The sequence below is a fragment of the Wolbachia endosymbiont (group B) of Eucosma cana genome (genome assembly GCF_947250645.1).
Taxonomy (GTDB): Bacteria; Pseudomonadota; Alphaproteobacteria; order Rickettsiales; family Anaplasmataceae; genus Wolbachia.
This window is the reverse complement of record NZ_OX366334.1, coordinates 178,932-203,855: the sequence shown is the minus strand read 5'-3', so window position 1 is coordinate 203,855 and position 24,924 is coordinate 178,932. Positions and strand designations below refer to the sequence as shown.

Below are 24,924 nucleotides of genomic sequence, written 5' to 3'. Positions count from 1 at the left end.
TATTATATATGGTTCTTTGCGTGGAAAGAAGTCTAGACTATGAAGTAGGGCAAAAAGTAAAAAGTTGGAGGTTAGAGCGAGGGTATACTCAGAAGGATTTAGCTAAGAAAATTGGTGTAAAGTATTGGGTAATACTGCAATATGAGAAAGGGAATCGTAGAGTTCCAATTGAAAGGTTATATGCTATAGCTGAGGCACTATCAATCAGTATAATGCACCCATTTGTCTAGACCATTTTTTTCAAAGTGATCCGATTTTTAAAATGAATATGTTGATAAATACGTCGACACACATTTAAAGTATTTATCAATATATTCATTTACTGTTTATGATAATAAAGATCAGCAGGAACTTTATAATGTAGAGTCTGATGTCGCCTTCTATAGTTATACCAAGCAACAAAATCATTTATTATAAGATTTAAATCTCTGATACTATTTGGTCTATAATAATATATAGCTTCTTGCTTTAAAGTTCTCCATAAGCGCTCAACAAATATATTGTCGAAGCAACGTCCTTTATGGTCCATACTGATTTTAATATTAGCACGCTCTAATTCCATAATAAAGTTGTAGCTAGTAAACTGCACCCCCTGATCACTATTAAAAATCTCAGGTTTACCTTGTTTTAGAGCTTCTTTGAGAGTATAAAGGCAAAATCCAGCATCGAGATATGGTGATAATGAATGAGCAATAATATAGCGACTATACAAGTCCATTATTGCCACAAAATAGATAAACTTACCTTCTACCATAATATATGTTATAATGCACCCATTTGTCTAGACCATTTTTTTCAAAGTGATCCGATTTTTAAAATGAATATGTTGATAAATACGTCGACACACATTTAAAGTATTTATCAATATATTCATTTACTGTTTATGATAATAAAGATCAGCAGGAACTTTATAATGTAGAGTCTGATGTCGCCTTCTATAGTTATACCAAGCAACAAAATCATTTATTATAAGATTTAAATCTCTGATACTATTTGGTCTATAATAATATATAGCTTCTTGCTTTAAAGTTCTCCATAAGCGCTCAACAAATATATTGTCGAAGCAACGTCCTTTATGGTCCATACTGATTTTAATATTAGCACGCTCTAATTCCATAATAAAGTTGTAGCTAGTAAACTGCACCCCCTGATCACTATTAAAAATCTCAGGTTTACCTTGTTTTAGAGCTTCTTTGAGAGTATAAAGGCAAAATCCAGCATCGAGATATGGTGATAATGAATGAGCAATAATATAGCGACTATACAAGTCCATTATTGCCACAAAATAGATAAACTTACCTTCTACCATAATATATGTTATATCAGTAGCCCATACCTGATTAACTCTACAAATAATCAAATCTTTGAGTAAATAAGGATATATTTTATGCTTTTTTTCTTTAATACTTGTATTACATCTTTTTCTACAATACAGCCCACTAATCTTCATTTTTTTCATAATTCTTAAGATTTTTTTGTGATTGACTACTACTCCACTCGCTATGATTTCAGCAGTAATTTTACGATATCCATAACGGCAATCAGAAGCCAAATATACTTCTTGAATCAAATTTGCTACTTCACTTTCGTTATTAATTATAGGCCTATAATATAGGCTAGATCTGCAAATCCCCAATAAATCAGCCTGTTTCCTAATTGACAGATCAGAATCTTTTTCTATAAACCTTACTCTATCTTTTTTGCTTATTTCAGTAATTTTTTTTTCAAATAGCTATTTTCCACTGTCAATTCTCCTATTACTTTATGTAAACTTTCTATTTCTTGCGCTAAGATTCTTTGTTTTCTCGCACTTTCACTTTCTTCAACAAATAGGTCTTTTAACCTTGCCAATACTCTATCACGCCAATCATATAGATTTGTTGATGGTATTTTATATTCACTACATATCTCAGCTGTGCTTTTTTGATTTTTTATTGCTTCCAAAGCTATCTTTGCTTTTAACTCTGGTTCATATTTTTTTGTTGCCATACTTTTACCCCTTTACCTTCCTACTCGGATCAACCATTTTTTTTTGGTCTAGTTTATGGGGTGCATTATACTTTTACCCCTTTACCTTCCTACTCGGATCAACCATTTTTTTTTGGTCTAGTTTATGGGGTGCATTATAGTTTATTGAAGAAGCACATGAATATTTGTTGAAAGGTGAATTTAATAAAAATTTTAACCTAGGAGACTACCGTAAAAGTAGTATCTCCAGAAATTTGATGAAAATAGAACTGAAACTCGTCAATGAAAAGCCTATACAAGTTTAAGTTGATAGAGAAAGAAAAATTATTTTTGCAATACCGTAGGTACGCTCCAAAATTACACTGAAGTTTTTATTGCACTCAAAATTTTCGTTCTTCCTCATTTCTAGAATTATTAACGCATTATCATTTAACCAGCCTGAGTGAGCTAACTCGTCTAAAGTTGAGTTAAACAGATTGATATTATAAGGTGGATCCATAAAAACTATATCGCACTTTGAAATAGGTCTTGGTAATCCGTTAGCATTGCAACAAATTAACGTGATATCGCTCGTAATTCCAAAATCTTCTGCTGTTTTTTTAGGCAGTTGCAAATTGTAATAATCTGAATCTACCATGAATGCATGTTTAGCACCTCGAGAAAGTGCTTCAAATGAAAAAGAGCCACTTCCGCAGAATAAATCAAGTACATTTAGGTTATAAATAGGTTTTCTTGAAGAAAGTATACTAAATATTGCTTCTCGGACACTACTCATAGTGGGCCGTGCAGCTAAATTCTTGCCTGTAGTTATTTTTCTTCCACGATATTTACCCGCAATAACACGTAACATATAAAACAAGTTCGAAGTTAACTAATTATTTATAATACACATTTAATGTCAACATAGCTTCAGCAGTCTAATAGAAAGAAGGTTGCTTGTGGAGGAACGCAAGATCAATCGCTTTTCTTTGATTTATTTTCTATACTGATTGCACGACCAATCTCGTCTTGTAAATCATCATGGTTGTTTTTTTCATCATGACCCATCCCTTCAATTCTACTTTCTAACTCTAACTTAATTAAAGTATTGATTTTCTCTATACTATCGAGGAAATTGTGACACTCTTCATCACTATATTCCTCACCAGATGCTTTTTTTTCTATAAATAGACTTTTGAACCCTATTAGATCAGAACTCTGATCGGCATTCAACACAATATTTCTCTCTATAAAACTAAGATCTGATAGTAACAAACTAACCTCTAATAGATCTTCACTTTCAATGTTTGCAAGATTATCAAGATCGCCTAAAATAGAGAACATCTTAAGCTCCTTCTGTGCAATTTCTTTGTCTTCTTTGTCAAATTCTGACGATAGCCCTTTATCATCTATAAGTCTCTCATTCAGAGCTTTATTTAGCTTTGAAAGACTAACATCACCTTGCTTAGTGCTATCTAGTAACAAATCTACCCTCGCTCTGCGCGCATTTAAAACATCATTGTAATCGTTTAACTTGATATTACCATCTTCGTCTTGCTGAAGACCATAATAACTTAGTCCTTTAAAATTAAGATTCCTCGTCATTATCACCTCTGCTATCAGCTCTTTCACTACCCTCACGTTCTCTGTCTTCTCCAAAAAGTGATGAGGTATCATAACTTTTGTCTTCCTGATCTCTTTCTTCTTTTTTTCTAGCTCTCTCAGCACGTTTTTCTATCGCTTCTGGAGTATTCATCTCAAAAAGTGATAAAGGACTGTAAACCTCATTTTGCTTTCTTCTTCCTTCTCTTTCAGTACGCTTTTCCATACCTTCAAAAACAGACCCAAAATCATCAACATCATTCTGATCTCTTTCTTCTTTTTTTCTAGCTCTTTCTGCACGTCTTTCTATAGCTTCTGTAGTGTTTTTTAAATTTTCTGGTTCCGTGCCTAAATTTCGTGTCACTTCATTTGATTGATCAGGCTTATCTTCTTCTGTTGGCTGATCATGCTGTAGTTGATTAGGCTTGTCTTCTTGTTCTGTGCTTAGTTCTCGTACTACCTTATCTGGCTGACCTCCCCCTCGTAGTCGAAGAGGGTCGCCTTCTTCTAGTGGCTGATCATGGTTATCTCTTACTAGTTCCGTGCCTAACTCTCGTTCTACCTTATTTGATTGATCAGGATTGTCTTTTTCTGGTTCTCTCTTACGGCCGATAGTGTAATCATGAAGCTTCTCAAGAAATTCCCATCTATATGTTTTTGCTCTATAGAGTAGATTATGCTGGTAACCATCCTTTTCTCCTGTAGCAGGGTTAATTCCTATAGAGTCGAGACCATGTTCCCAAGTAAACTTCATAGCATCTTCTATTGTATAGCCCAAATGTGATCCTACATATCCTTTATAATATTCTAAATATTTATCAATTCTTCTATGTGCAATATCTTCTTTATCAATTCCAAACGCCCTGTAGATTTTTTCCTCAAGCTTATCGACGTCATTTTCAGGCGATGTTGCAAATTTTGTTGCTTCAATTCCTGAATGAACAAGTTTGCGAGACATGTCTAATGTCTTTCCAGCCGCACTAGAAATTATTCCTATAGGTTTGCTAGATACATCTAATGCCTTTCCAGCTGCACCAAGAACTGCTCCTATACCTCTGGCTATTCTCCATTCCTTTTCCTTTAAAATTTCACTGCCTTTTCCACATGAATGAGCTGCTTTACCAAGAAATTCACCAGTTCTTCCAAGTACATGAGCTACACCTCCGGCTAATCTGTCCGGTACATGAGTAGCCCAATCACCTAAAGACTCTAACTTTCCGCCAGCAAAGTTCTGCCACTGCTGCTTTAATCCCTCTGTGACACCAGTTAGAGGTGATGCTTGATACATACTAGATATATTGTAAACACCAAACCCACCACCGGCAATGCTTGAGCCCATCTGTTGTACAAACTCCTTCAAAGAAAACATCAAAAACGAAAGCAAGAACAATACAAAGATCTCTCCTGCGTTGATTAAATAACCTCTCTGTATGTCTTGCACCCTTTGGTAATCACTATTTTCTTGATAATTTTTGCAATCCTCACAATCTTTACAATCTTTACATTTCTGACAGTATTCACTGTTGGGATCCTTATATAAATCATGAAGTTTCAGTATTCTACAACCTTGTTTTTCTACCGCACTCCGCACTAAAGATCTTATTTCATTAATTATTTCCCTATAACTATTGCATTTATTTATATCTTGACAGTAGCGTTTTATTATTTCACTAACATCACCTATCCTTTTCTCTATATTGTTGATCAGTAATATAATGTCAGCCCTCTCTGATGCATGAGATAAACTATTTGTTAAGCGTACTAGATCTTTTGCACTACAGCCATTACTAACTATCATATCACTTTCCGCAATATAGTGGTCTGCTGGATTATCTTTAGTTCCAGGAATTGGATTAAAGAAAGGATAATCTATATAACGAAAACCTTTATTAATGTAATCTGGTGGAAGAGGGATATATCCAGCGCCACCAGTAAACTTTACTGTACCACCTATTCTGCTTAGTTTTTCTATACCTTCTATATTCTTATCTACGTTCAATGGAGAAGCCTCTCCAATAGCATAAGGTACAAAAATTTGCCCTGGAGTCCAGCTAAAGTATTCTTTATCAATTATACAAAAACCACCAAATACCCATTTTGGAGCACATAACTTTATTTCAAGCCATTTATTATAGCACACAGTAAAGCCTAACTGTTTATAAAAGGTATTCATTATCATCGCAGCAAGTAATGACAGCAGGGTAAATATCATAATTGATTGCAAACAGAAACTAATACAGAATTTTATCCAACCCTCAAATAGACTTTTCAGTGGTGAAAATAAAATAGAGATTAGGAATAGCGGCATTATAGCTACAAGAAAAGCTATACCCATAAAACCAGAAAGGAATATTATGTAAGCATACATACACAGCAGGAAATATAAGACAATCCCTATAAAAATTGCCGGTATCATAAGGAGACTTGCCCACATTTGATAATGTAAAAATGCTGCAAACTTTCTCCAAACAGAGTAAGCAAAAAACTTATTAAACATATCCTCCATGAAGCTAAACAATTTAGCTTCATTTCCTTGAGCAACGTTTGAATTACCTCCGGTGTTCATGTTGGGAGCAAAATTAGTAATTATGCTTATCAATTGTTCAAGACCTTTAACAAATAAAACAAGAAAATGATCATAGAAAAATCTAAAACTTCCAGGAGATATAAGCACTATTACTAGAGTGATTTTCATCATTCTGATGAGCATATCATGCTTAGTTTCTCGTATCATGCCAAAAAGATAAAGAAGCGATGAAATCACTATAAATAGAACAAGCAAGGAAAGAACAAAATTGTGAAAGCTCGTACTTTTTTCAGCTATATTTTCGAACATCGCCTGTGCAGCTGCAGGATCATTGCTATCAAAATGCTTTTTACAATTTTCGTTAATCAATAATACACATTTTAGATAGTTATAAACGTAATCAAAAAATCCAAAGTTACTTAGTTTCTGCACTCCGCTCAAAAATTCAAAAGAGTAGCCACCTGCATTATCTAGATAATATCTATCTAATATCTTTACATATATTTTCCATCCTTTTTCTAACCTCACCTTATTACAATTTCTGTCCTGTAATGTGGTGTTATTTCTGTCTAAAGTAAAAAGCCCACTTCCATCTTCCGCTACGGAATTGTAACCTAGATGTACAGTAGGATATTGAGGATCGCGCATTAACTTTAGATTTTCGTTAGGATCACCTTTCCCCGTTTTAAACAAAAGATAAGCACCATGACCGTTGGTAAACCAACATGGAGCACCACGTGATACTGTATTTGCGCTATCATCTTCATTAATGCACTTGCAATTTACAGTGCAACTTGCATTAGGCTTACTTGAAAATTTTTGTATGCTAGGTTTATAATCATTACAAACCAAGTGAAAGTCAGGCAGACTGTTGTCACCTTCCCCTCTTTCAAATTTGGTTGCATATTTTAACTGCTCCAAACTTTCCAAACTATAACTACTTTGAGATTTCTTCTTATTACTATTGCTCCAAGATGTCCATGCACCATTTACTCGTACTACTAAACTATCTCCATTGGTTTCAAATCCAGTATCTTTCCACTTCACCACTTGATTAGAGTGAAAACCATAATTAATTTCTCCAGTATTAGGATCAATAATTTCTCTATCTTCTGGAACAAAAGCATCATGATCTCTTGAAAAATGAGCACCAATTGCAATGGGTTCAGGACCAAAATAATCAGCAGATATACATCTTGGAAAAGGCATATCATTCTTACTACAACCTGTAACCAGAACACAGATTACCAAAATTAATAACCTAAACCAACATTTGCCTAAGCGTGATTGCATACCTAAACTTTTTCCAATACAGAATAAATTTCTAAAACCTTACTTCAAATATCTTTTTAATTAGTTACTCCATATATCTCATCAATCTTCCTTGACTTGTCCTTTTGTTTTATCAGAATCCTTTTGCTTATCTGGCTGGCTTAGTGTTTCAGATTTGCTCATTTCTCTGCCAGCACTCCCTTTCCCATCTGCTTGCTTTGGTGTATCAGGCAATTTAGCTTCAATTTTGCTACGATCTTTACTCATTCCCTGCTTGATGTTATGTATCATATTTTGGGTTCTATCATCAAGGCCAACAGTTGACAGCATAGCTTGTGATGCGCTCCTAGAAATATGACTAACACTTTGAGCAACTCCATAACCAGAGCTGAACAACGCCTGCGCCATAGTTTCTGATATAGAAACAAAAGCTTCCATTGCACTAGCAATGATGAGATATATAAATGCCTGGATTAGATCTATAGGTAATGCTGCAAAGTGCCCACCAGCCCTTTCTCCAGTACTGAACGCAACATCAACACTAGTACCAGGACTATACCCAAGAGGTAATATTGATTTCATAAGACACAGATCATACGATAAAAAATTTACACTAATTAAGCATTGATAGCATGCAGAAAAATTTGTGAGGTTGTATAGAACTGAATACATTAACTGGTTTAAAAGAGACAAGGATGAAAATAAAATGACTGGTTGCAATGAAACATGAGCCAGCGTTTTTATCCAATTATCAAATAATGTTTTAGTTTGTTGAAATAGAATAAATACGATAAATAAAGGTGCCAACGACAATAAAAATGCTACTAAAACAGTAGATATTACATACTTAAACGTAGCACTAATAATGCATCTTAAAAACACAAAAGTGGCATAAAGTATTGCCAAAAATGCAATAAAGCCAAAAGGTCCTGATAGCATTAAAGACAAAAATTTCAGCCATGTTTCTCCTGTAAATAATACTCCCGCTGTTAAATCTAAGAATGCAAATTTTTTACCTCCTTCTCCTATATAGCCAGAAAAACTATCAACTAAATAAATGCTACCATCAACAAAAAGCCCAGACAAAGTTGTACCAAAGAATTCCCAACTTCTATCACTAAAAGCAAAAGCTATAAATGCTATTTTGAACATTCTTATAATAAAATCGAATTTACTTAGCTGTATTGTTCCAAGCATATAGCCAACAACAGTAAATATAACGTATAGAATAAGCAAAGCTCTTACTCCTTGTAGAAGCCCTTTTCTATATCCTTCATATGGAATTTTAATTCCGTCTTCACTCCCGTCTGTTATGAAATAAAAAATCTTGTTTACAGTGGATGAAATAAAATCGTTTATTTTTCTTTTTAAAAATAAATTTACTGTGTATTTGTTATCTTCATAATATTTGCCTTCTTTGTCCGTAATATCATCTTTCTTTACGTTTTCTACATTAATACCAAAGTATATCTTTTTAGACTCTTTATCCTTTAAATGACTTCCATCTATTATGTAATATTTTATGCTATCTTCTTTAACTTTAATTAAATCTCTTACTCTTTTAAAATTATTAGTGTCAGCAGGTCTATTTTTAGGCAGCTCATCACCTAGATACACATACAACTTTCTGCCGTCAGTGAATTTGCACGATCTAGTCACTTCAACATGATATCCACCTCTATGAAGAAAGTAATTGCCATTGCTTGCTATAGCAAGCATCACACTACTACCAGGTATTATATCTTTTTCATCTATTTTATAATCATGATTTAATTTCAAAGAAAAATGTTCAAAATTATCACCAATTTGCGAACACACATTATCCCCTTTTGCACCCTTTCTCTCTGGAAAACATTGAATACCTTTAGCAGTATTCTGATTATTAAGATCGCCAACTTTTGCAACAAGAGCCTCAGCCCAAGAAATATCTTCTCTGTCCTCTTTGAAGTTTAATTTAGAATTTGATATTAAATTAATGTCAATCTGCTTAGAATCCCTCTTATTTTCTTCAATCTCTTTTAGTTCATCCTCAATACGTTTAAGGTGAGAATACATGTCACATGTATTTCCTTTATCATACTTCTCATACCTGACAGAAGAAACACAATTTCGTTTTCCTTCTGCACCTATCCCAAAACTCCATATACCCTCTTTATTGTAACATACGTTCTGATAGTAACAATTAAGTTCATAAGAACTGTACTTGTTCAGCTCATTAAAATCACACCTTTTCCCATTACATAATTCATTCAGTCCTATTTTAGTTCGTCGTAAATCTAACAATGCACCATTTATCCATGAATTTTGAATATAATCCTTATTAAAATGTACCTTATTATCATATGGAGTGTAGCCATTGCCAACTAGCACTCTTCTTTTATTCATTTCTTCTTTATTCAGCGGCGGAAATTCTACTACAGTTCTTTTACCACTTTCTCCACAAAAGAACTTTCCTCCGTTTAGCATGTCTCTTATTGTAGCTCTGTCTTTTTCATCCCCTTTTTCAGTTCTATAGCAATTATCATCAAAACTGATACCTTTTCCTTGTGGATTGTCATAATCAATCGTTATCTCTCTGGGAACTAAGCTAAAGCTTAACTTATCACCAGGATTTGCTTTAATTCCAGTATCTACATAACGTCTATTGCTATAGAATTCATTATTTCCAAAGCCTATGTCCCCACATATTTCTCGTTCATCAAGACTAGCATTATCAGTTAACTTATTACTGTAATTTGGTATTAAATCATTAGCACAAAATACAGCGGGCACAAGTACTCTCTTTGGATTTTTCCCTTCTTTAAGAGGACAAAGATTTACTGACCCACCAAGAGTAAATTTGATTTTCTCATCCTTGCTAATTACTTGACCAGAATCAACCCAATGAATTTTAACTCCTTCGCCAGCTTCACGAACTGGAACATCTATACTGACACTAGTATTTCTGCTCTGCAACCCAGGTTCAACACAATCCATTGTGCAGCCAGTAATTACAAGACATAGTATCAATAATAATGATTTTCTGCTCATCATTGATTTCCTGTGTTTGTCGGTATTTTAGGTGCTGATCTTTGAGCTGATTGTGGTATTTGAGGTCTTCGACTTGGTGTACCAGATTGCTGACCTGCTCTTCTTTGGATACTTTGTTCATCTAAACCTACTGTTCCCATTAAGCTTTGCTGATATTGCCTTCCTGGTTCGCTTGCTACATAAACACCAAACAACGAATCAGATATTGTTGAAGATGCCTCAACTAAAGCTTTCATAGCATGTCCCAAAATCACAAAAGCCATCATAGCTGTGATGTTAGGTGCATGTTTGGAAGCATAACCATAAATAATACAAGGATTAAAAATCTTTAAGTTAAGATTAAGTATACATGTAGGACAGACCTCAAAATTAAAGACCGAATACACAATATAATCCATAACCTGGCTTATTAATGATATAAAAATTAAAAGCACTACCGGATGAATTGCAAATCTTGCTAAATTTTTGACCCAATTGTGAAACATCTGTCTAGTATATCCAAATAGAAGGCAAATAATAAAAAGAGGCGCCAAGGAAAGCAATAATGCAACTATTGCTATAGATGTGATAAAAGAAAATAAGGCGTTAAACATCGATAAGCTCACTGTTATCAAACCCCAAATCACCAAGCAAAACGATACAATACCCAAAGGACCGGAGAATATAAGAGATACTATTAGTAACACTGAGTGTGCTGATAAAAACCTATTGAGCGGTAAATCAAGAAATTCAAAAACATTTGATGTTGTACCTCTGAAATTTGCTATTTCTATTAACTGTTTTGGAGCATTAACAAAAATAGAAAATGCATTGTTATAAAAAAAACTCCAACTGTTATCGTTCAGCAATTGGGTAATAACTCCTATCTTTACACATATAATTAAAAATTCATATATAGAAGCATGAGACAATCCAAAAAAGTAATAAAGGGTGTATAAAACTATATATAATACTAATAACGACACTATTGTAGATCTGATGGTATTTGTTCTATTTGATGCTACAAAACTTTGATAAAGAGACTTCACAGGGCTAGTATCAGAGTGAATCGCGTTAGTGTCTTTGTAGCTAGAACCGAAAAATGCAGTTTTTACTTTTTCATCAAAAAAATTATATATCGCACTAAAAGTTCTTACAGGTGGCTCTTTAGTTGTAAGGTTAATGCTAAACTGACCCTCATTTTTCTTATAATCACAGCCATGATCTCTTATTCCGTAATATATAGTGCCACTCTTGTCCTTTAGCTTTTCTTTTAAGCCTTCCATATATTGAGTATTATAAACTTTGCTAATGTCTACAGGTATATCTCCCTGAGTTTCATCGGGCTCACGCTCAGGAAATTTGTCAGAAACGCTTATATATAAGCTTTTTTCTAAATTAGGGATTCTTGTTACTCTTATGTTGAAACCACCCTTGCCCTTACCATCACCTAAACTAAAAGTTAACTCTGGTTTTGGATGGTTACGATCTATCTTATGATCACAGTTAATACATATACCGCCTCCTGGAATGTGTTCAAATTCCTCATTATCCATGTGAACACGTAATAGTGTAATGTCAGTTTTTACCCGTTTTTCCTTTAATACGTTATCAATAATTTCAGCAATAACAGATTCACCTCTAGAATTTAAAGTATTGAATATCTCACCTTCTATACTATTGTATTCAATATATACGCAACCTTTTTCTCCGCTGCCGAAAGAAAATTTACATATACGTCCACAGAGTAAATTTAAAATGCGCGTATCTATCTTACTTGCACTGCTCTCTGAAAGCTTGCTACAGTCTACATTTTCCCCTTGCTGTTTTATAGAGTCGATGACATTTCTAATTTCCTCTCTTTCACTTTGATCTAATTCTGAAGACCAGTACTCTTTTCCATTTAACCATTGTGCATTGCCTATTTCATATTTATTAGGACATATTTCACCTTGACACTTCTCTTGATTTAAAACATGTGAAAAATACTCCTTTTCCCCTTCACCGCAATTTTCGTCAATTTTTTTGCAGGTGACCATGCCATTATTGTTTTTACACATTTTACTTCCAACAACACTAAAGCTTATCGCATCGCCAGCTTTAAGCGCAAACGGTAATGTAACGTTTCTTACTCCAGGTTCAATTGCAAAATCTTTATATTGCGAACAAAAATTAACCTTATTAGGTACTATATTAATCTCTGTTACTTTTATTTTATCCGAAATATAGACTCCAGAATCAACCCATTTCTGCTCTGTTGACACTATATCCAATTTCTCACGCAAGCCTGATGAATCTTCTGGCTTAATACACCCGCACCCAGATAATAAAAAGAGTATCACAAAACTTATGCATAGCTTAACCAAATTTTGGTTGCTCAAATGTTCAAACATCTGTTACTCACCTGCGCTCACTCTCCACCTGATTTTATAGATTCACTAGAGGAAGATCCCGATCCCTTATTATCATCTCCACCTCCTCCAATAGCCCCTCTTGCCTTATTTACAGCCGCAGCAGCAACTTGACCAGCACCTCCAGCAGCAGCTTTGGCAGCAGATAAAGCTTTATTCACCATTTGTGCAGGAGTGCTACCTGAACCAAGTGCTGCTCTGTGATTACCAGCAAGCTCAGCAGCCATGCCGGGAAGAACGTTTAAAAAGTGGTAAAAGAGGAATAATACTAAACACAATTTTAATAATTCTCCGATTAGAGAGCTGCCAAACTCCATGTATGTAAAGTCGAATAGACCAAGTATGCTGCTCTTTTTAAAGCTATAATTTTGCATCATACATGCGAGAGTAGTTTCATTTTTATCACATTCCCCATCTTTCAATTTAAACCACTGTTTTTTCTTACTATATGAGATTTCTGCTTGTTTCTTTTCATATGACTTGTCTGGTTGTTCATTTTTATATGACTCGTCCAGTTTAAAATTTAAATTTTTAAAATAGATTTTATCACATGCTATGAACATAAAGGATAAAAACGCAAAAAGGATAACTGGGTATAAACTGTAGGTAATTAACTCTTTTAGCCAACCATCAAAATATCCCTTAGTATGTTGAAACAAAACCATAGGAATGAATAAAGGCGATAAGATGATAATTACACTAAGCGCAACTAAAGATAAGATAAATACATAGCACATCCACAAAATAACCATCATCATCAAAATGGCCATAAATATACAGACAAGAGCTACTAAGATCTGTCCACCAGCGAAAATAATACCAATCACCGAACCTGCAACTAACAAGACAGGAGCAGCGCCAAGCAAAACCGCTAACGTTGCAACACCTCCAGTACCAATTTTGCCACCAATTCCATCTAAAGGGGCACCTAAATAAAATAAAATTCTGCAATCAAGCCTATCCCAAGGTGCAAGATAACTGTAGGATACCCTCTTTCCTGCGCGATCGTATTCATAATCTGTACCTGACTCATAATTACATATATTTTTACTTTCAGATGACGCTTTAAGCACTATCTCTGACAAACCATTTGAAAGCTTTGTTAATTCCCCGTAATAATGAGACATAGTGCTACCTGTCGTAAAGTAAATCACTAAAGCGAATTTAATGATCAACATGTACATTTCTTGCGGACTACGCACTCCACCAGACATAACTTTTATAGAGAACAGTATTAAAGCTAAAACTAGAACAGCAGTTACAGTATTTTTCAACCTTCCTTGTGCTACAGACAAAAAACTACCCTTAGCATGTCCATTTTTGTCTGTAAGTAAGTTACCACTTGAATCAATACCTGCCACTAAATTATCTAACGACTCCTTAATACATTGCACTATCATAGAAGTTATGGGAATAGGAGATAATGACTTACTTCCCGCTTGATTGTAGCAAGCTTCAGAGACATACGAGCTAAAACAGCTTTTATTGTCATAACCTACAAAAATTTTTCCTTCTTTTTCTTTTTTCCTGATAAGAGTTTTATAATCGTCATCCCTGTTGATAAAACTCCTTTCTTCACCACCTGTACCATCTTTATTTTTGAATAATATCACAGATTGTTCACACATAGGAGCAATCGGATCAGGTGGTAATTCCGTGCATCCTATATCAATTCCTTGCGGCCAAGCAGTTCCAGCTGCCCTAACTTCAGCCAATTCCACACATAACCTACCCATTTTTCTCAGTGCCCTGAACGTTGATCCATATATGTCTTCGCTCTGTCCAGCTTTAAGCACTTTACATTCTAGATCGCCATCAACCTTCGGAGACCATGACCCACTTTCATATCCAGTATCTTTCTCTCTGATATCAAAGTCTATGTATCCATCTTCCCCTCTGAAATTAAAGTCATTCGTCTTGAAAAGGTTGCCAAATGTTAAAGGATTGCGATGACATACTTCTATGTATTCACTATATTGCACACCATTTTTTGGCCAGTAGTAGTGTTCCCTATCAACATTCACAACATCCCAATCAGTAAAGTTTAAAATATCTTTCTCTGTTTGTTTTCCATCTTTTCCTGATCTTTTCTGTAATGCAGAAAAATATTCATCTTCTGTTCGATAATTTTTATCTGTGTCACCACTATAACCTGTGTCTTTTAGTTTAAAATTTTTATATCTCCCATCATTATCGTATGCAACTGGATGCCTAACAAAACTATGCTGACAAACAATAAGTCCCCCCACTGCCTTCCAGACTCCAACAATTGCAGCTATCATTCCAACGATAACAAGAGCAGTAAATAAACCAGCAGAAGAGACAATCAAAACAATACCAGTAAATATTGCACCAATAGCAATTGCTATCCCAGCAACTGCTGCAGCTGTTTCAAACGCCTTACAGTCAGGATTAGAAGCACGACTAAAGCTGCCAGTAGAATTAAATCTGCTAACAAATTCCGTTTTGTCAGTACCACTTACTGTATCTGCAAACACTGGATATGAGAGCAAAAAATCTATATTTAACAAAAATATCGCAACTAACAGTAATGACAGTTTAGTTTTAAACATTTTTCACCTTTTGATAAAACACAGGCAACCACATCTTTGGATCATCTCCGACTTCTTTCAGTATATCATGTAACAATAGGACACTTTCTGCACGTCCAGATAACACGTTAACCACATCATCCAAATCTTTCAGATCTATTCTAGCTACTACAGCATTAACTCCCTGCTTTACTAAAAAGAATCTAGTACTTGGATCTGTGTGTTTGATCAGTATGTACTCACGTTCAGTTAACATAAAAACATCTCGATAGACACTAGTAGCTTTCAGATTTGGCAAAAAAATTTGTGTTGCTGTCTGCTGTACAAGTGTATCACTAATAGCACTTTTACTTGCATCTTCAATACTCTGAGTAGCAAAAACTACAAAAGCATTTAACTTTCTCAGCACTTTCAACCAGTCTTTTATCTTAGGTGCAAAAACTGGATTATCTATTAACGCCCATGCTTCATCAAGAACAATAATAGATGGAGTACCATCAAGCGATATACTAATCCTATGAAACAAATAAATCAAGACCGGTCCAAGAGCAACAGGATCTTTTAGCAAGCTAGCCATTTCAAAGCCAAACACTCTTGCTTTTGAAAAATCTAGCAAATCTTCTTTATTGTCAAATATTGCAGCATGAGAGCCATCATCATGCCACATAGATATTGCTCCAGCTAGAGTATCAGGGCCCGCAAGTCCTAAAAATGGTACGAGATTTCTCAAAAATCTGTCTTCTTTTTTTAATTTAAAATTTCCCTCAATTGCATCATTAATTCTAGCAATATCTTCTGAAGTGAATTTATCGTTGTACACTAAAATTAAAGATTTTATCCATTCCATCAAAAATGTTTTATTATCAGGAGTATCATCAAGTTGTAGAGGATTAAAATTTGTCTTAGTTCTTGGTTCTATTATAGTATAGATACCACCAAGTGCTCTTAAAAAAATTTCTGCACCGCGATCTTTATCAAAAAAGAATATTCTTGGAGAAAATTTCATTGCTTGAGCACATAAAAAATTCATTAAAACAGTTTTACCAGCACCTGTTGGCCCAATTATCATAGTATGTCCAACATCCCTTATATGAAAGTTGAAGAAAAATGGAGTGCCAGATGTTGTATCAAAAACTGTAACAGCATCTCCCCAGTGGTTATCGAATTTTTTACCAGTAGGATAATTATGTTGAGATGCAAAACCGGCCAAATTAAGACTACTTATTGTACCTTTTCTTACTATATAATCGAAATTACCAGGAATTTGCGCCCAAAATGCTGGCTCTAGATTAACCCTCTCACGAACAGGATAAACACCACAATTAGAAAGCTCTGATTCAACCAATGATAAAGCATTATCTAATGATTTAGGGCTTTTTTCTATACATAAGATAGTTAAATGGTGTGCACCAAACGCAATCTTACCACTCATTGCATCATCAAGTGCATGAGAAATTTCTGCTATTTGAGAAATAGCTTTATCTGCAGATTGTATCATACGATTTTGCTGTATCTGCATTTTCGCAATTGCCATTTGCCTATTTGTAAATTGAAAAGACTGCGTGATAATAAATTCATAAGGAAGTTGTAAAAAAGAATCAAGCATTCCTGCAGAAGTATTATTTCCATATTCTTTGATACTAACTATTCCAGCATATTTACTTTCATTATGAGTCACAACCTGTATCATCTTATGGCCAAAAAATAACCTATGAACTGGTAAGTATCTTGATATTTCAGTTTTTAGTGGAAAGAGCGTGTTTGTAACAAAGCCACAATTTACAATTCTAGACAGAAACTCCATTATTTCACAAAACAGTCCGTTTGGAGTTTCTTTTACTCCAAGGACTTTAGGCGAATAATTCCTAAAGCTTGTTACTATACGATTTGTTGTTTCCTCTAAATCTTCATAGGTATCACGCATATCACTTTCCCAAGCATGTTTTGAAGTTACATGCCCAAATTTTTTCAGTAGATGTGATAAAAATTCTACTCCTTTTGTGTCTGCCCTACGAATAATCGTAATGTATAAATCATTAATAAAAGATTGCCTAGTTGCGTGTTTTTCTCTCCATTTTAGATTTACATGGTTAGCAAAAAAATTTGGTAAACTCTGGCTTGCAAATTCATCAGAAAAGATATTCTTCTTACGCCTGATGGTATGAAAGTATAAACTAAATGCTGGAGATGAAATACTTCTTAGCATCTGATTTCTGATATTATTTTGTATCGCCAAGTCTTCATCATCGGCCGTTTCAAACGCAAAGCCATTTAATTTTATAAATTTAACTAACCAATTCTGCTTTGTCATCAAGGTTGTACTATTCCAATAGCAAGAATAAGGTATAAATTCAGCAGCGTGAACCTCCCTACTTAGAATAGATTTATTCTTTGATTGAATAGCTCTAAATCTCAACATTGCATAACATCAAGTAATGTCATAAGAATTGGCTCCATGATAAAACCGATTTAAACATTTGGAGCATTTTCCCAATTTTACCATAAATAACTCAATAAACAACGGTTCCTTTGCAGAAGCTATATAGCCAAGTCCATGTATCCCTGGTAACATCAGGAGAATTACTCTAAGATCATTTGTGTTAATGAAAATTAGCATGCAAATTAAAACGTTTAATATTGCAAACATATAACTCACACCAAAAAGCATCGCAGGTCTTGTAAGACCTTTAAATAATTGATCCGTTTGTATATTACCTGTGGACATACCCTTGATCTTCTAATTAATAGCTCTAACACTAATACTACATCATTAATTAAAAATCTATTGAAATGAATAGCACTTTAGGTAAGATAACCAATTTAACTCTAACGATGACAAACTGGCCATTTCAAGAAGCAGAAAAAATACTACAAGAATTCCCTAATAAAAAAGAGATAACATTTGAGACTGGATATGGGCCATCAGGTTTGCCACATATTGGTACTTTTGGGGAAGTTTTTCGTACCACAGTTATTGCAAACGCTCTAAAAAAAATAGCTCCTAGTATAAAAACCAAAATCATTGCAGTTTCCGACGATATGGATGGTTTGCGAAAAATACCAGATAATGTACCAAATCAGGAAATGCTAAGAGAGAATCTGAACAAGCCATTAACCATGATACCTGACCCATTTGGCACTCATGAGAGTTATGGCCATCATATGAATTCATTGCTGTGCAAATTCCTTGATTTATTTGAGTTTGAATACGAATTTAGAAGCGCTACAGAGTGTTATAGATCTGGTGTTTACGATGAAAAGCTCTTACTCTTGCTGAAAAATTACGACAGAGTAATGGAGGTAATGCTTCCATCATTCCGGGAAGAAAGGCAGCAGACTTACAGTCCATTCTTGCCGATATGCCCAAAAACTTCTCAAGTTCTACAAGTTCCAGTAATTGAAAGAAATACAGATAAAGGAACAATCAAATATAAAGAAGCAAATGGAGAAGAAATAGAAGTTCCAGTAACAAAAGGCAGATGCAAATTGCAATGGAAACCTGATTGGGGAATGAGATGGGCTGCATTCGGAGTTAATTACGAAGCTCATGGAAAGGATTTGACTCCATCTGCTGTGCTTTCAAGTCAAATATGTAAAATACTTGGAGAAAAGCCACCGCTTTTGTTTTGCTATGAGTTATTTCTTGATAAAGAAGGAAAGAAGATATCAAAATCAAAAGGAAATGGTATTTCAATTGAGGAGTGGCTAACTTACGCACCCACAGAGAGTTTAGCGTTATACATCTTTCAGAGCCCTAGAAAAGCTAAACGTTTATATTTTGATGTGATACCAAAATCAACTGATGAATATTTGGAGTTTGTTAAGCGTTATAATGAAAGTAAAGAAAAGGATGTAAACAGTCCTGTATGGCACATCCATCAAGGTAAAGTTCCAAACGTAGAAACTTCAGGCATAAATTTTTCGTTACTTTTAAACCTGGCAGCAGCTTGTAATGCTGAAAATAAAGAGATTCTTTGGGGTTTTATATCAACTTATGCACCAAACGTTACACCAGAAAGCAACAAAATGCTAGATAGGCTTTCGGATTTTGCAGTTAGGTATTATCACGACTTTATCAAGCCAACAAAAGCGTATAAAGCTTCAAACGAAAAAGAGAAAGAAGCGTTACTAGATTTAAAGAGCAACCTACATTCCCTGCCTATTACAGCCACTGCTGAAGAGATTCAATCTCAGGTTTTCTCCATCGGAAAAAAACATAATTACAATAACTTACGCGATTGGTTTCAGTTGCTATATGAAACGCTGCTTGGCCAAAAAACCGGTCCTAGAATGGGATCTTTTATAAAGCTTTATGGGATAGATAATACAATCTCTCTTATAGAAAGTGCTACTGAACGTACACTTTAGAGTTTACCTTCTTCCATTTGAGCCCTCTAGTTTTATTACTTGACAAACCTTCCCACTTTCCTTATTATACTGATAAAGGTATTTATCCTTGTTTTTGGGCTCAACGACAAAATTCAGTAAAAAACTCAGATATTTATTGGCAAATTACATAAAATTATAGTGGCTTTTTTTATTTTTTCTACATTCAGCCAAATCGCGTTTGTTAGCACATTATCAATTTACATTATTAAAACTCGCTATACGGGGATTCTTTTGTCTTTTTTTATTTAGTAAATTTCTTAATATTTGTAGCTAAAGTAATTTTAGAGAGCCAGCGCGTGACCAACCTGGTCAGTTTTCTGAATCCCAGTACTGGAATAACAAGAAAGAGGGCGCTGAGATGACACCATTTGCTGTCTTCAAAATGAATGTTAATACACCTAGGATGTTTAAACCTTAATTCTGTTTTGGTGTTAAGCAAGGTATCCTAGTATCTAGATACCTCGCTAAATAAGAAAACTTGGAGAAAAGGAAGAAGAGACTTCTTCCTTCTACTTAACTATGCTGTTACGCCTAACTCTGAAGAAACTTCTGATTGTACATCAACTTCATTTAGCTCATTACAAGGCTTACACACTTCATACGTAATACCACCAGTAACAAGTCCTGTAAGTACAAAAGCAGCAACAGCTATACCAATTAAAGCCAATATTGGTAATGCAACACCAGCAGCAAAACATCCACCACCAACTGCTAATGCAGCTACAACACCACAAACACTACCAATCATTATTGATTTATTAGTAGTTTTTACTATATTTTCTTCAGTTCTAGGCACACTACTTTCAGGCACTAAAGGCTTTTCATTACTTTTACAACTAGATATTCTATCTCCAAGTATTGCTAGCCAATTATCAATTTTAGTTTTTTGCCCTTCATCTTGCTCTTGACTTTTTAATGTTTTTAAAATCTCCTGAAGTCTGCTACGATCATTTCCTTCTACATCAGCAAAAACTTCTTCTAACATATTATTATCTTCAACTACATCTAGAATAGTTTTAACTTTTTTTCCCGGATTATTGAAATTCATAGCATAGCCAAGCGGTGTTAGATTATACTCCGTACCATTTGGTAACTTTTTAGTTATATTTGCAGTAGTAATACCAATTCTCATTGTTGTGGAGTCAAATAGGAAACAGAGCAGAGTTGTTTAATTGTAGAAGTAGCAAGAGAGGTAAGAAATTTGCATAAAGTGCTCTCAAGCAAAGCAATAGTACTGTATATTTTATTGCGCAAAATGTTCTGTTTTATATATAACCAAAGCCTCTCAACAGGATTAAGTTCAGGTGAATATGGAGGTAGGTATATAATCTCAATGTTTTTAGGTACCTTTAAATTTTTTGACTTATGCCAACTAGCACAGTCCATAACAAGAACAGCTTCTCTTGTCCCTAGATATTGCAACATTTGCTCAAGAAATATATTCATGCAATCAGTGTTAACATTTGGTGCAAATAAGCTAAAACTCTCTCCATTTTTAGGATTAACTGCACTGTAGAGATAAAAATTATGCCTACCTAACTTTATTTTAACCCGAGTTCTAGTACCTTTTTTAAACCATCCATGCCCAACTTTCGAATGTGTGCCAAACCTTGATTCATCAAAGAAAAATAGCTCTTTTTCAGGATACTTTCCAATAACTTCATTGAGATTTTTTTTTGAATTCCTCTTGTTTACTTTTATCTTGTACGTTGTGTACTGGTCTTGGTGTAATATATGAAAATTTCATCTTTTGCATATGGCGGTGTACTGTAGATTTGCTAATATTTAAGTCGAACTTTTCCTGTATTCTTATTCTCATTTCTTTAATGGTAATATTAGGGTTTTCTTCTATCCATGCTTCAATTTGCTGTAGTTGAGCCTGATTTAATTTAGTTTTTCTTCGGCGTGATCGAGGAGCAAACAGTTTTTCTTCTCTGCCAAATTTCAAGAGTTTTATCCACGAAGTTAGTGCCTTTCTTGAAATGCAATATATTTTTGCTACAGACGTTATACTGTACTTTTTTGCTGCAATTACAGCGTTTAGTTTTTTTGAAACATATGCATTATTCCTTACTTTCTTCAGCATCTCTTTTGCTGATTTTACTACTTCTTCATCCAATAATTTTGATCTGAGTGCCATTTATACCTAAACTATTTCACTTATTTCATTATGGCTTTTCTTCCATTATTGTCTATCTGTTTCCCGTGTAACGGGAATTGGTATAAGATTCTTTGTTTTCTCGCACTTTCTTCTACAATAACTTTGATTATTTCCTTAAAATCATTGAAATTCATAGCATAGCCAAGCGGTGTTAGATTATACTTCGTACCACCTTCTAACTTTTCAGTTATATTTGCAGTAGTAAGAACTTCTTTTAATGCGCCTTCTTTTTTAATTTCTTTAAGAATATGAGTAATATCCTTTTCATTTTCTATCGCATCCTTTAACGTATTATATAATTCCTTTTGCTTTTCTGTTAAATCTTCGTACCTTGACATATTAACTTTTCCTATAATAATATACTTTAATTATTATATATTTTAGTAATAAAGTCAAGAATTTAATAATTATACCTAGGTATCATAAACAAGAAAAAGAGGCTTTTGTACGAGCGTTATTAATCTTCAGTTTTATAAGGAATAAGGAACCAAGATTCGTCAACGTTTCTGTAAGTACCTGCTATACAGAATAGTTGCCACCAATAAAGCCTAAGCTGACCAAATACATTTCTGTAGATTCAGATCTACTTGACTTTGGTTTGAAGTATCTTACTGTTTTGAACATTTTTTTTAGCTCATTGCAGAAATCTTTATCAGATTCTCCTTGAAAAATTTTTACTACGAACTTGCCATCATGATTCAAAAAATGCTTTGCAAAATTGAGCGCTGCTTCGCATAAAAGCATAATTCTGATATGATCTAACGATTTTAAACCGCAAGATTCTGGTGCCATATCAGATAAAATTACATCAAATTTGTGATCCTTGAATTTTTCTCTTAAAATTTCAAGTTCGCTGATAATATCACACTGTATACACTCTACTCCACTAATTGCGTTTATTGGTTTTATGTCAACAGCAATCACACTCGCTCCTTTCTTAGATGCAACTTGTGACCACCCACCAGGAAAAGCGCCAAGATCAATAATTTTTTGCCCTTGTTGGAGTAGTTTAAATTTATCGTCTATTTCTATTAACTTATATGCCGAGCGCGATCTATAACCGTCCTTATTGGTTTTTTGCACATACTGATCATTCAAATGGCGATGTAGCCATCTTGTTGAAGATAACTTTCTACCTCTAGCTGTTTTTACTCTGGTCTTTATACTAATAACCTACTTATTATTGATTATATCTTTGAGCTCTTTTTCAACTACTTCTTTTACCAATGCATGTAGATACTTATTCAGCCACTCTGAAAGCTGAGGTTTTAAAAGAGATACAACTAATTCTTCAACAGTAAGATCCGCTCTTTTTTGTTGTTTATGCCGTAGTTCGCTTTGCATCTTTTCAAGCAATGTTTTAATTTCCTCCATATTTTCTTTTAAAACTAAATGCTCGTTACTTTGTTCTTGATAGCTCACTTTGTTATTACTCATTTGGATATTATCATACAAATTTTTCTCTTCTGAGTTGTAACTATTAAATTGGTTATTCATTTTCTCACTTTGGCAATCGTTCTCTTCTTCACTATTTTCCTTTTTATCATCAACATCTTTTTCAATTTCTTCTAGGTATTCCTCTTCAAGGCATAATACTTCATCATCTTCATCTATTATTTCTGCTCTATCGCCACTTGGATTTTTACCCGATATAGCTTTTTTTATATCTTCTAGTATATCTTTTACAGATTGATTATCGCTCATACCATTAAATTTAAAGGTTTATACTATTTATCATAAAAAGCAAGTTGTAAACACTAATTACATAATTGCTTTTTGCCTGAATTAGATCGGAACGTGCTTTAAATAGTTCATCTTCAGTATCCAAAAGATCAATTGTGCTCTTTAAATTTAAGTTTACTTCTTGCGCAACTCCTTCCAATGCTAAAGCTGCTGCTTTTTCTGCTTCTTGACTTGCTTTAATAATAGCTTTTGCTGTCAGCACGTTATTCCAAGCATTTATAACTGCTTGTTCTATATTTTTTACTGCTTCGTAATAATCGTAAGTGGATTGTTTTGCATCCATTTTAGCTCTACTAACACCAAAAACATTAACTCCTCTTTTAAAGATCGGAATATCAAGAGTAAAGACAACATTCACATTTTCTAGTAACGTGTCTAATTTTATATTGTCCTTTCCAAAATTTTTACTTGCGCTTAGATTCAAAGAAGGAAGCCACTTGGAACTTTCAGCAATCACTTCCATTCCAGCAGCTCTTTTTTTATAAATAGCTGCTTTTAGGGACAAGTTGTTGGTTTTTGCTAACTGTAAACATTCATTTAATTCTGGTATAGAAGGTAGTTTACCATTAGTCTCGTGAAGATTATCAGCATCTTCACCAATTAAATGATAGTAAGCAATATTAGCGAGCTTTAATTCACCTTCAGCATCAACTCTTTTGGATATAGAAGATGAAAATTTTGCTTTTGCGAACAAAACCTCAGCATTAGTAACTTCTCCAAGAGAAAAGCGTTTTTTCATAGCTGACAAATGTTCTAAAGAAACACGTTCTTTATGTTCCCCCAGTTTTAATATTTCTGCCTTTTGTAAAACATTAACATATGCTTTCACAGCGCTGAGTGCAACTTCTTGCTTAGATTGCTGAAATCTAATTTTTGCTGCTTTAAGAAGATGATTTGATCGGCTGAATGTAGCAAAAGTGCCACCACCATCTATTATTCTTTGACTTAATGTTAGACGTTTTCCAGAGTTTTGTAGACCGTTAATAATATTAAAATTACTATCGAAATTATATTGTAAATTGATGTCAGGTAAAAACCCAGCCAATCCAGAAGATTTTAGTTGTTTTTCAGCACTCTTATATTGGTAAAATTGAGACTTTATTTTTGAGCTGTTTTTGATAGCTTTGCTTATAGCTTCCTCCAAATCAATTGCATAGCAATCTATAGCACTAAAAGCGATTACAAATATAATAATCAATCGAAACATTTTGCTTTCTAGCATATTATTAAAGTTATTAGCATAAATTACTTTAATAATCAATAACTAATGTTGTTGACACTATCAAGCAACTTAGTATATCATAATCTACT

At 34.0% G+C, this 24,924-nt stretch carries 16 protein-coding genes and 2 pseudogenes; 2 read left to right on the top strand and 16 right to left on the bottom strand.

The window, feature by feature from the left end; translation table 11 throughout:
- Window positions 1–8 precede the first annotated feature (8 nt).
- Window positions 9–212: pseudogene (locus OOK99_RS00980) on the top strand (helix-turn-helix domain-containing protein); the annotation flags it as partial.
- Window positions 213–319: 107 nt separating this feature from the next.
- Here OOK99_RS00980 and OOK99_RS00975 read toward each other — a convergent pair.
- The 10 genes and pseudogenes from OOK99_RS00975 to OOK99_RS00930 form a co-directional block, all read right to left on the bottom strand.
- Window positions 320–766, bottom strand: a pseudogene (locus OOK99_RS00975) (IS3-like element ISWpi17 family transposase); the annotation flags it as partial.
- Window positions 767–874: 108 nt separating this feature from the next.
- Window positions 875–1,989, bottom strand: a protein-coding gene (locus OOK99_RS00970; RefSeq protein ID WP_214303219.1) for an IS3-like element ISWpi17 family transposase whose coding sequence is annotated in 2 segments (ribosomal slippage) — window positions 875–1,716 and window positions 1,716–1,989 — 1,116 coding nt in all. Because the reading frame shifts where the segments join, the coding sequence is not laid out codon by codon here.
- A 280-nt stretch (window positions 1,990–2,269) separates the two neighbouring features.
- Window positions 2,270–2,818 (bottom strand): 16S rRNA (guanine(966)-N(2))-methyltransferase RsmD, encoded by a 549-nt coding sequence (gene rsmD / locus OOK99_RS00965; protein WP_264720210.1) that lies wholly within the window; start codon window positions 2,816–2,818, stop codon window positions 2,270–2,272.
- 104 nt (window positions 2,819–2,922) lie between these two features.
- Entirely contained in the window at window positions 2,923–3,552 is a 630-nt protein-coding gene (locus tag OOK99_RS00960) for a WD_0853 family protein (RefSeq protein ID WP_264719905.1), read from the bottom strand.
- Entirely contained in the window at window positions 3,536–7,369 is a 3,834-nt protein-coding gene (locus tag OOK99_RS00955) for a TrbL/VirB6 family protein (RefSeq protein ID WP_264719904.1), read from the bottom strand. Before OOK99_RS00955 ends, OOK99_RS00960 begins: the two co-directional genes overlap by 17 nt.
- 81 nt (window positions 7,370–7,450) lie before the next feature.
- Complete coding sequence (locus OOK99_RS00950; RefSeq protein WP_264719903.1) at window positions 7,451–10,381, bottom strand: TrbL/VirB6 family protein; 2,931 nt, start codon at window positions 10,379–10,381, stop codon at window positions 7,451–7,453.
- Window positions 10,378–12,750, bottom strand: a complete 2,373-nt coding sequence (locus tag OOK99_RS00945; protein WP_264719902.1) for a TrbL/VirB6 family protein — start codon at window positions 12,748–12,750, stop codon at window positions 10,378–10,380. Before OOK99_RS00945 ends, OOK99_RS00950 begins: the two co-directional genes overlap by 4 nt.
- Before the next feature lie 17 nt (window positions 12,751–12,767).
- On the bottom strand, window positions 12,768–15,341 hold the full coding sequence (locus OOK99_RS00940) for a TrbL/VirB6 family protein (RefSeq protein WP_264719901.1): 2,574 nt from the start codon (window positions 15,339–15,341) through the stop codon (window positions 12,768–12,770).
- Entirely contained in the window at window positions 15,334–17,739 is a 2,406-nt protein-coding gene (locus OOK99_RS00935) for a VirB4 family type IV secretion/conjugal transfer ATPase (protein WP_264719900.1), read from the bottom strand. The genes OOK99_RS00940 and OOK99_RS00935 overlap by 8 nt, the downstream gene beginning before the upstream one ends.
- 9 nt (window positions 17,740–17,748) lie before the next feature.
- The gene (locus OOK99_RS00930; protein WP_108784517.1) at window positions 17,749–18,045 is read right to left on the bottom strand and encodes a type IV secretion system protein VirB3; all 297 of its coding nucleotides are present in this window, start codon (window positions 18,043–18,045) and stop codon (window positions 17,749–17,751) included.
- A gap of 65 nt (window positions 18,046–18,110) precedes the next feature.
- Between OOK99_RS00930 and OOK99_RS00925 the strand changes: the two genes are divergently transcribed.
- Window positions 18,111–19,688 (top strand): lysine--tRNA ligase, encoded by a 1,578-nt coding sequence (locus OOK99_RS00925; RefSeq protein WP_264719899.1) that lies wholly within the window; start codon window positions 18,111–18,113, stop codon window positions 19,686–19,688.
- A 538-nt stretch (window positions 19,689–20,226) separates the two neighbouring features.
- On the opposite strand, the gene OOK99_RS00920 is transcribed toward OOK99_RS00925, so the two are convergent.
- The 6 genes from OOK99_RS00920 to OOK99_RS00895 all read right to left on the bottom strand — a co-directional run bounded on the left by OOK99_RS00920 (window position 20,227) and on the right by OOK99_RS00895 (window position 24,820).
- Window positions 20,227–20,841 (bottom strand): hypothetical protein, encoded by a 615-nt coding sequence (locus OOK99_RS00920; protein WP_264719898.1) that lies wholly within the window; start codon window positions 20,839–20,841, stop codon window positions 20,227–20,229.
- A protein-coding gene (locus OOK99_RS00915; RefSeq protein ID WP_264719384.1) for an IS630 family transposase occupies window positions 20,838–21,849 on the bottom strand; the annotation gives its coding sequence in 2 pieces (ribosomal slippage) (window positions 20,838–21,386 and window positions 21,388–21,849; 1,011 coding nt in all). The genes OOK99_RS00920 and OOK99_RS00915 overlap by 4 nt, the downstream gene beginning before the upstream one ends.
- Window positions 21,850–21,869: 20 nt before the next feature.
- The gene (locus tag OOK99_RS00910) at window positions 21,870–22,208 is read right to left on the bottom strand and encodes a hypothetical protein (protein WP_264719897.1); all 339 of its coding nucleotides are present in this window, start codon (window positions 22,206–22,208) and stop codon (window positions 21,870–21,872) included.
- 181 nt (window positions 22,209–22,389) lie between these two features.
- Window positions 22,390–22,968 carry an RlmE family RNA methyltransferase gene (locus OOK99_RS00905; RefSeq protein ID WP_007302033.1) on the bottom strand — a complete coding sequence of 193 codons (579 nt, stop codon included), beginning with the start codon at window positions 22,966–22,968 and terminating at the stop codon, window positions 22,390–22,392.
- 75 nt (window positions 22,969–23,043) lie between these two features.
- The gene (locus OOK99_RS00900) at window positions 23,044–23,574 is read right to left on the bottom strand and encodes a PopZ family protein (RefSeq protein ID WP_264719896.1); all 531 of its coding nucleotides are present in this window, start codon (window positions 23,572–23,574) and stop codon (window positions 23,044–23,046) included.
- Between the two features lie 10 nt (window positions 23,575–23,584).
- Window positions 23,585–24,820: a TolC family protein gene (locus OOK99_RS00895; RefSeq protein ID WP_264720208.1), complete on the bottom strand. Its 1,236-nt coding sequence runs from the start codon at window positions 24,818–24,820 to the stop codon at window positions 23,585–23,587.
- Between the last annotated feature and the right edge of the window lie 104 nt (window positions 24,821–24,924).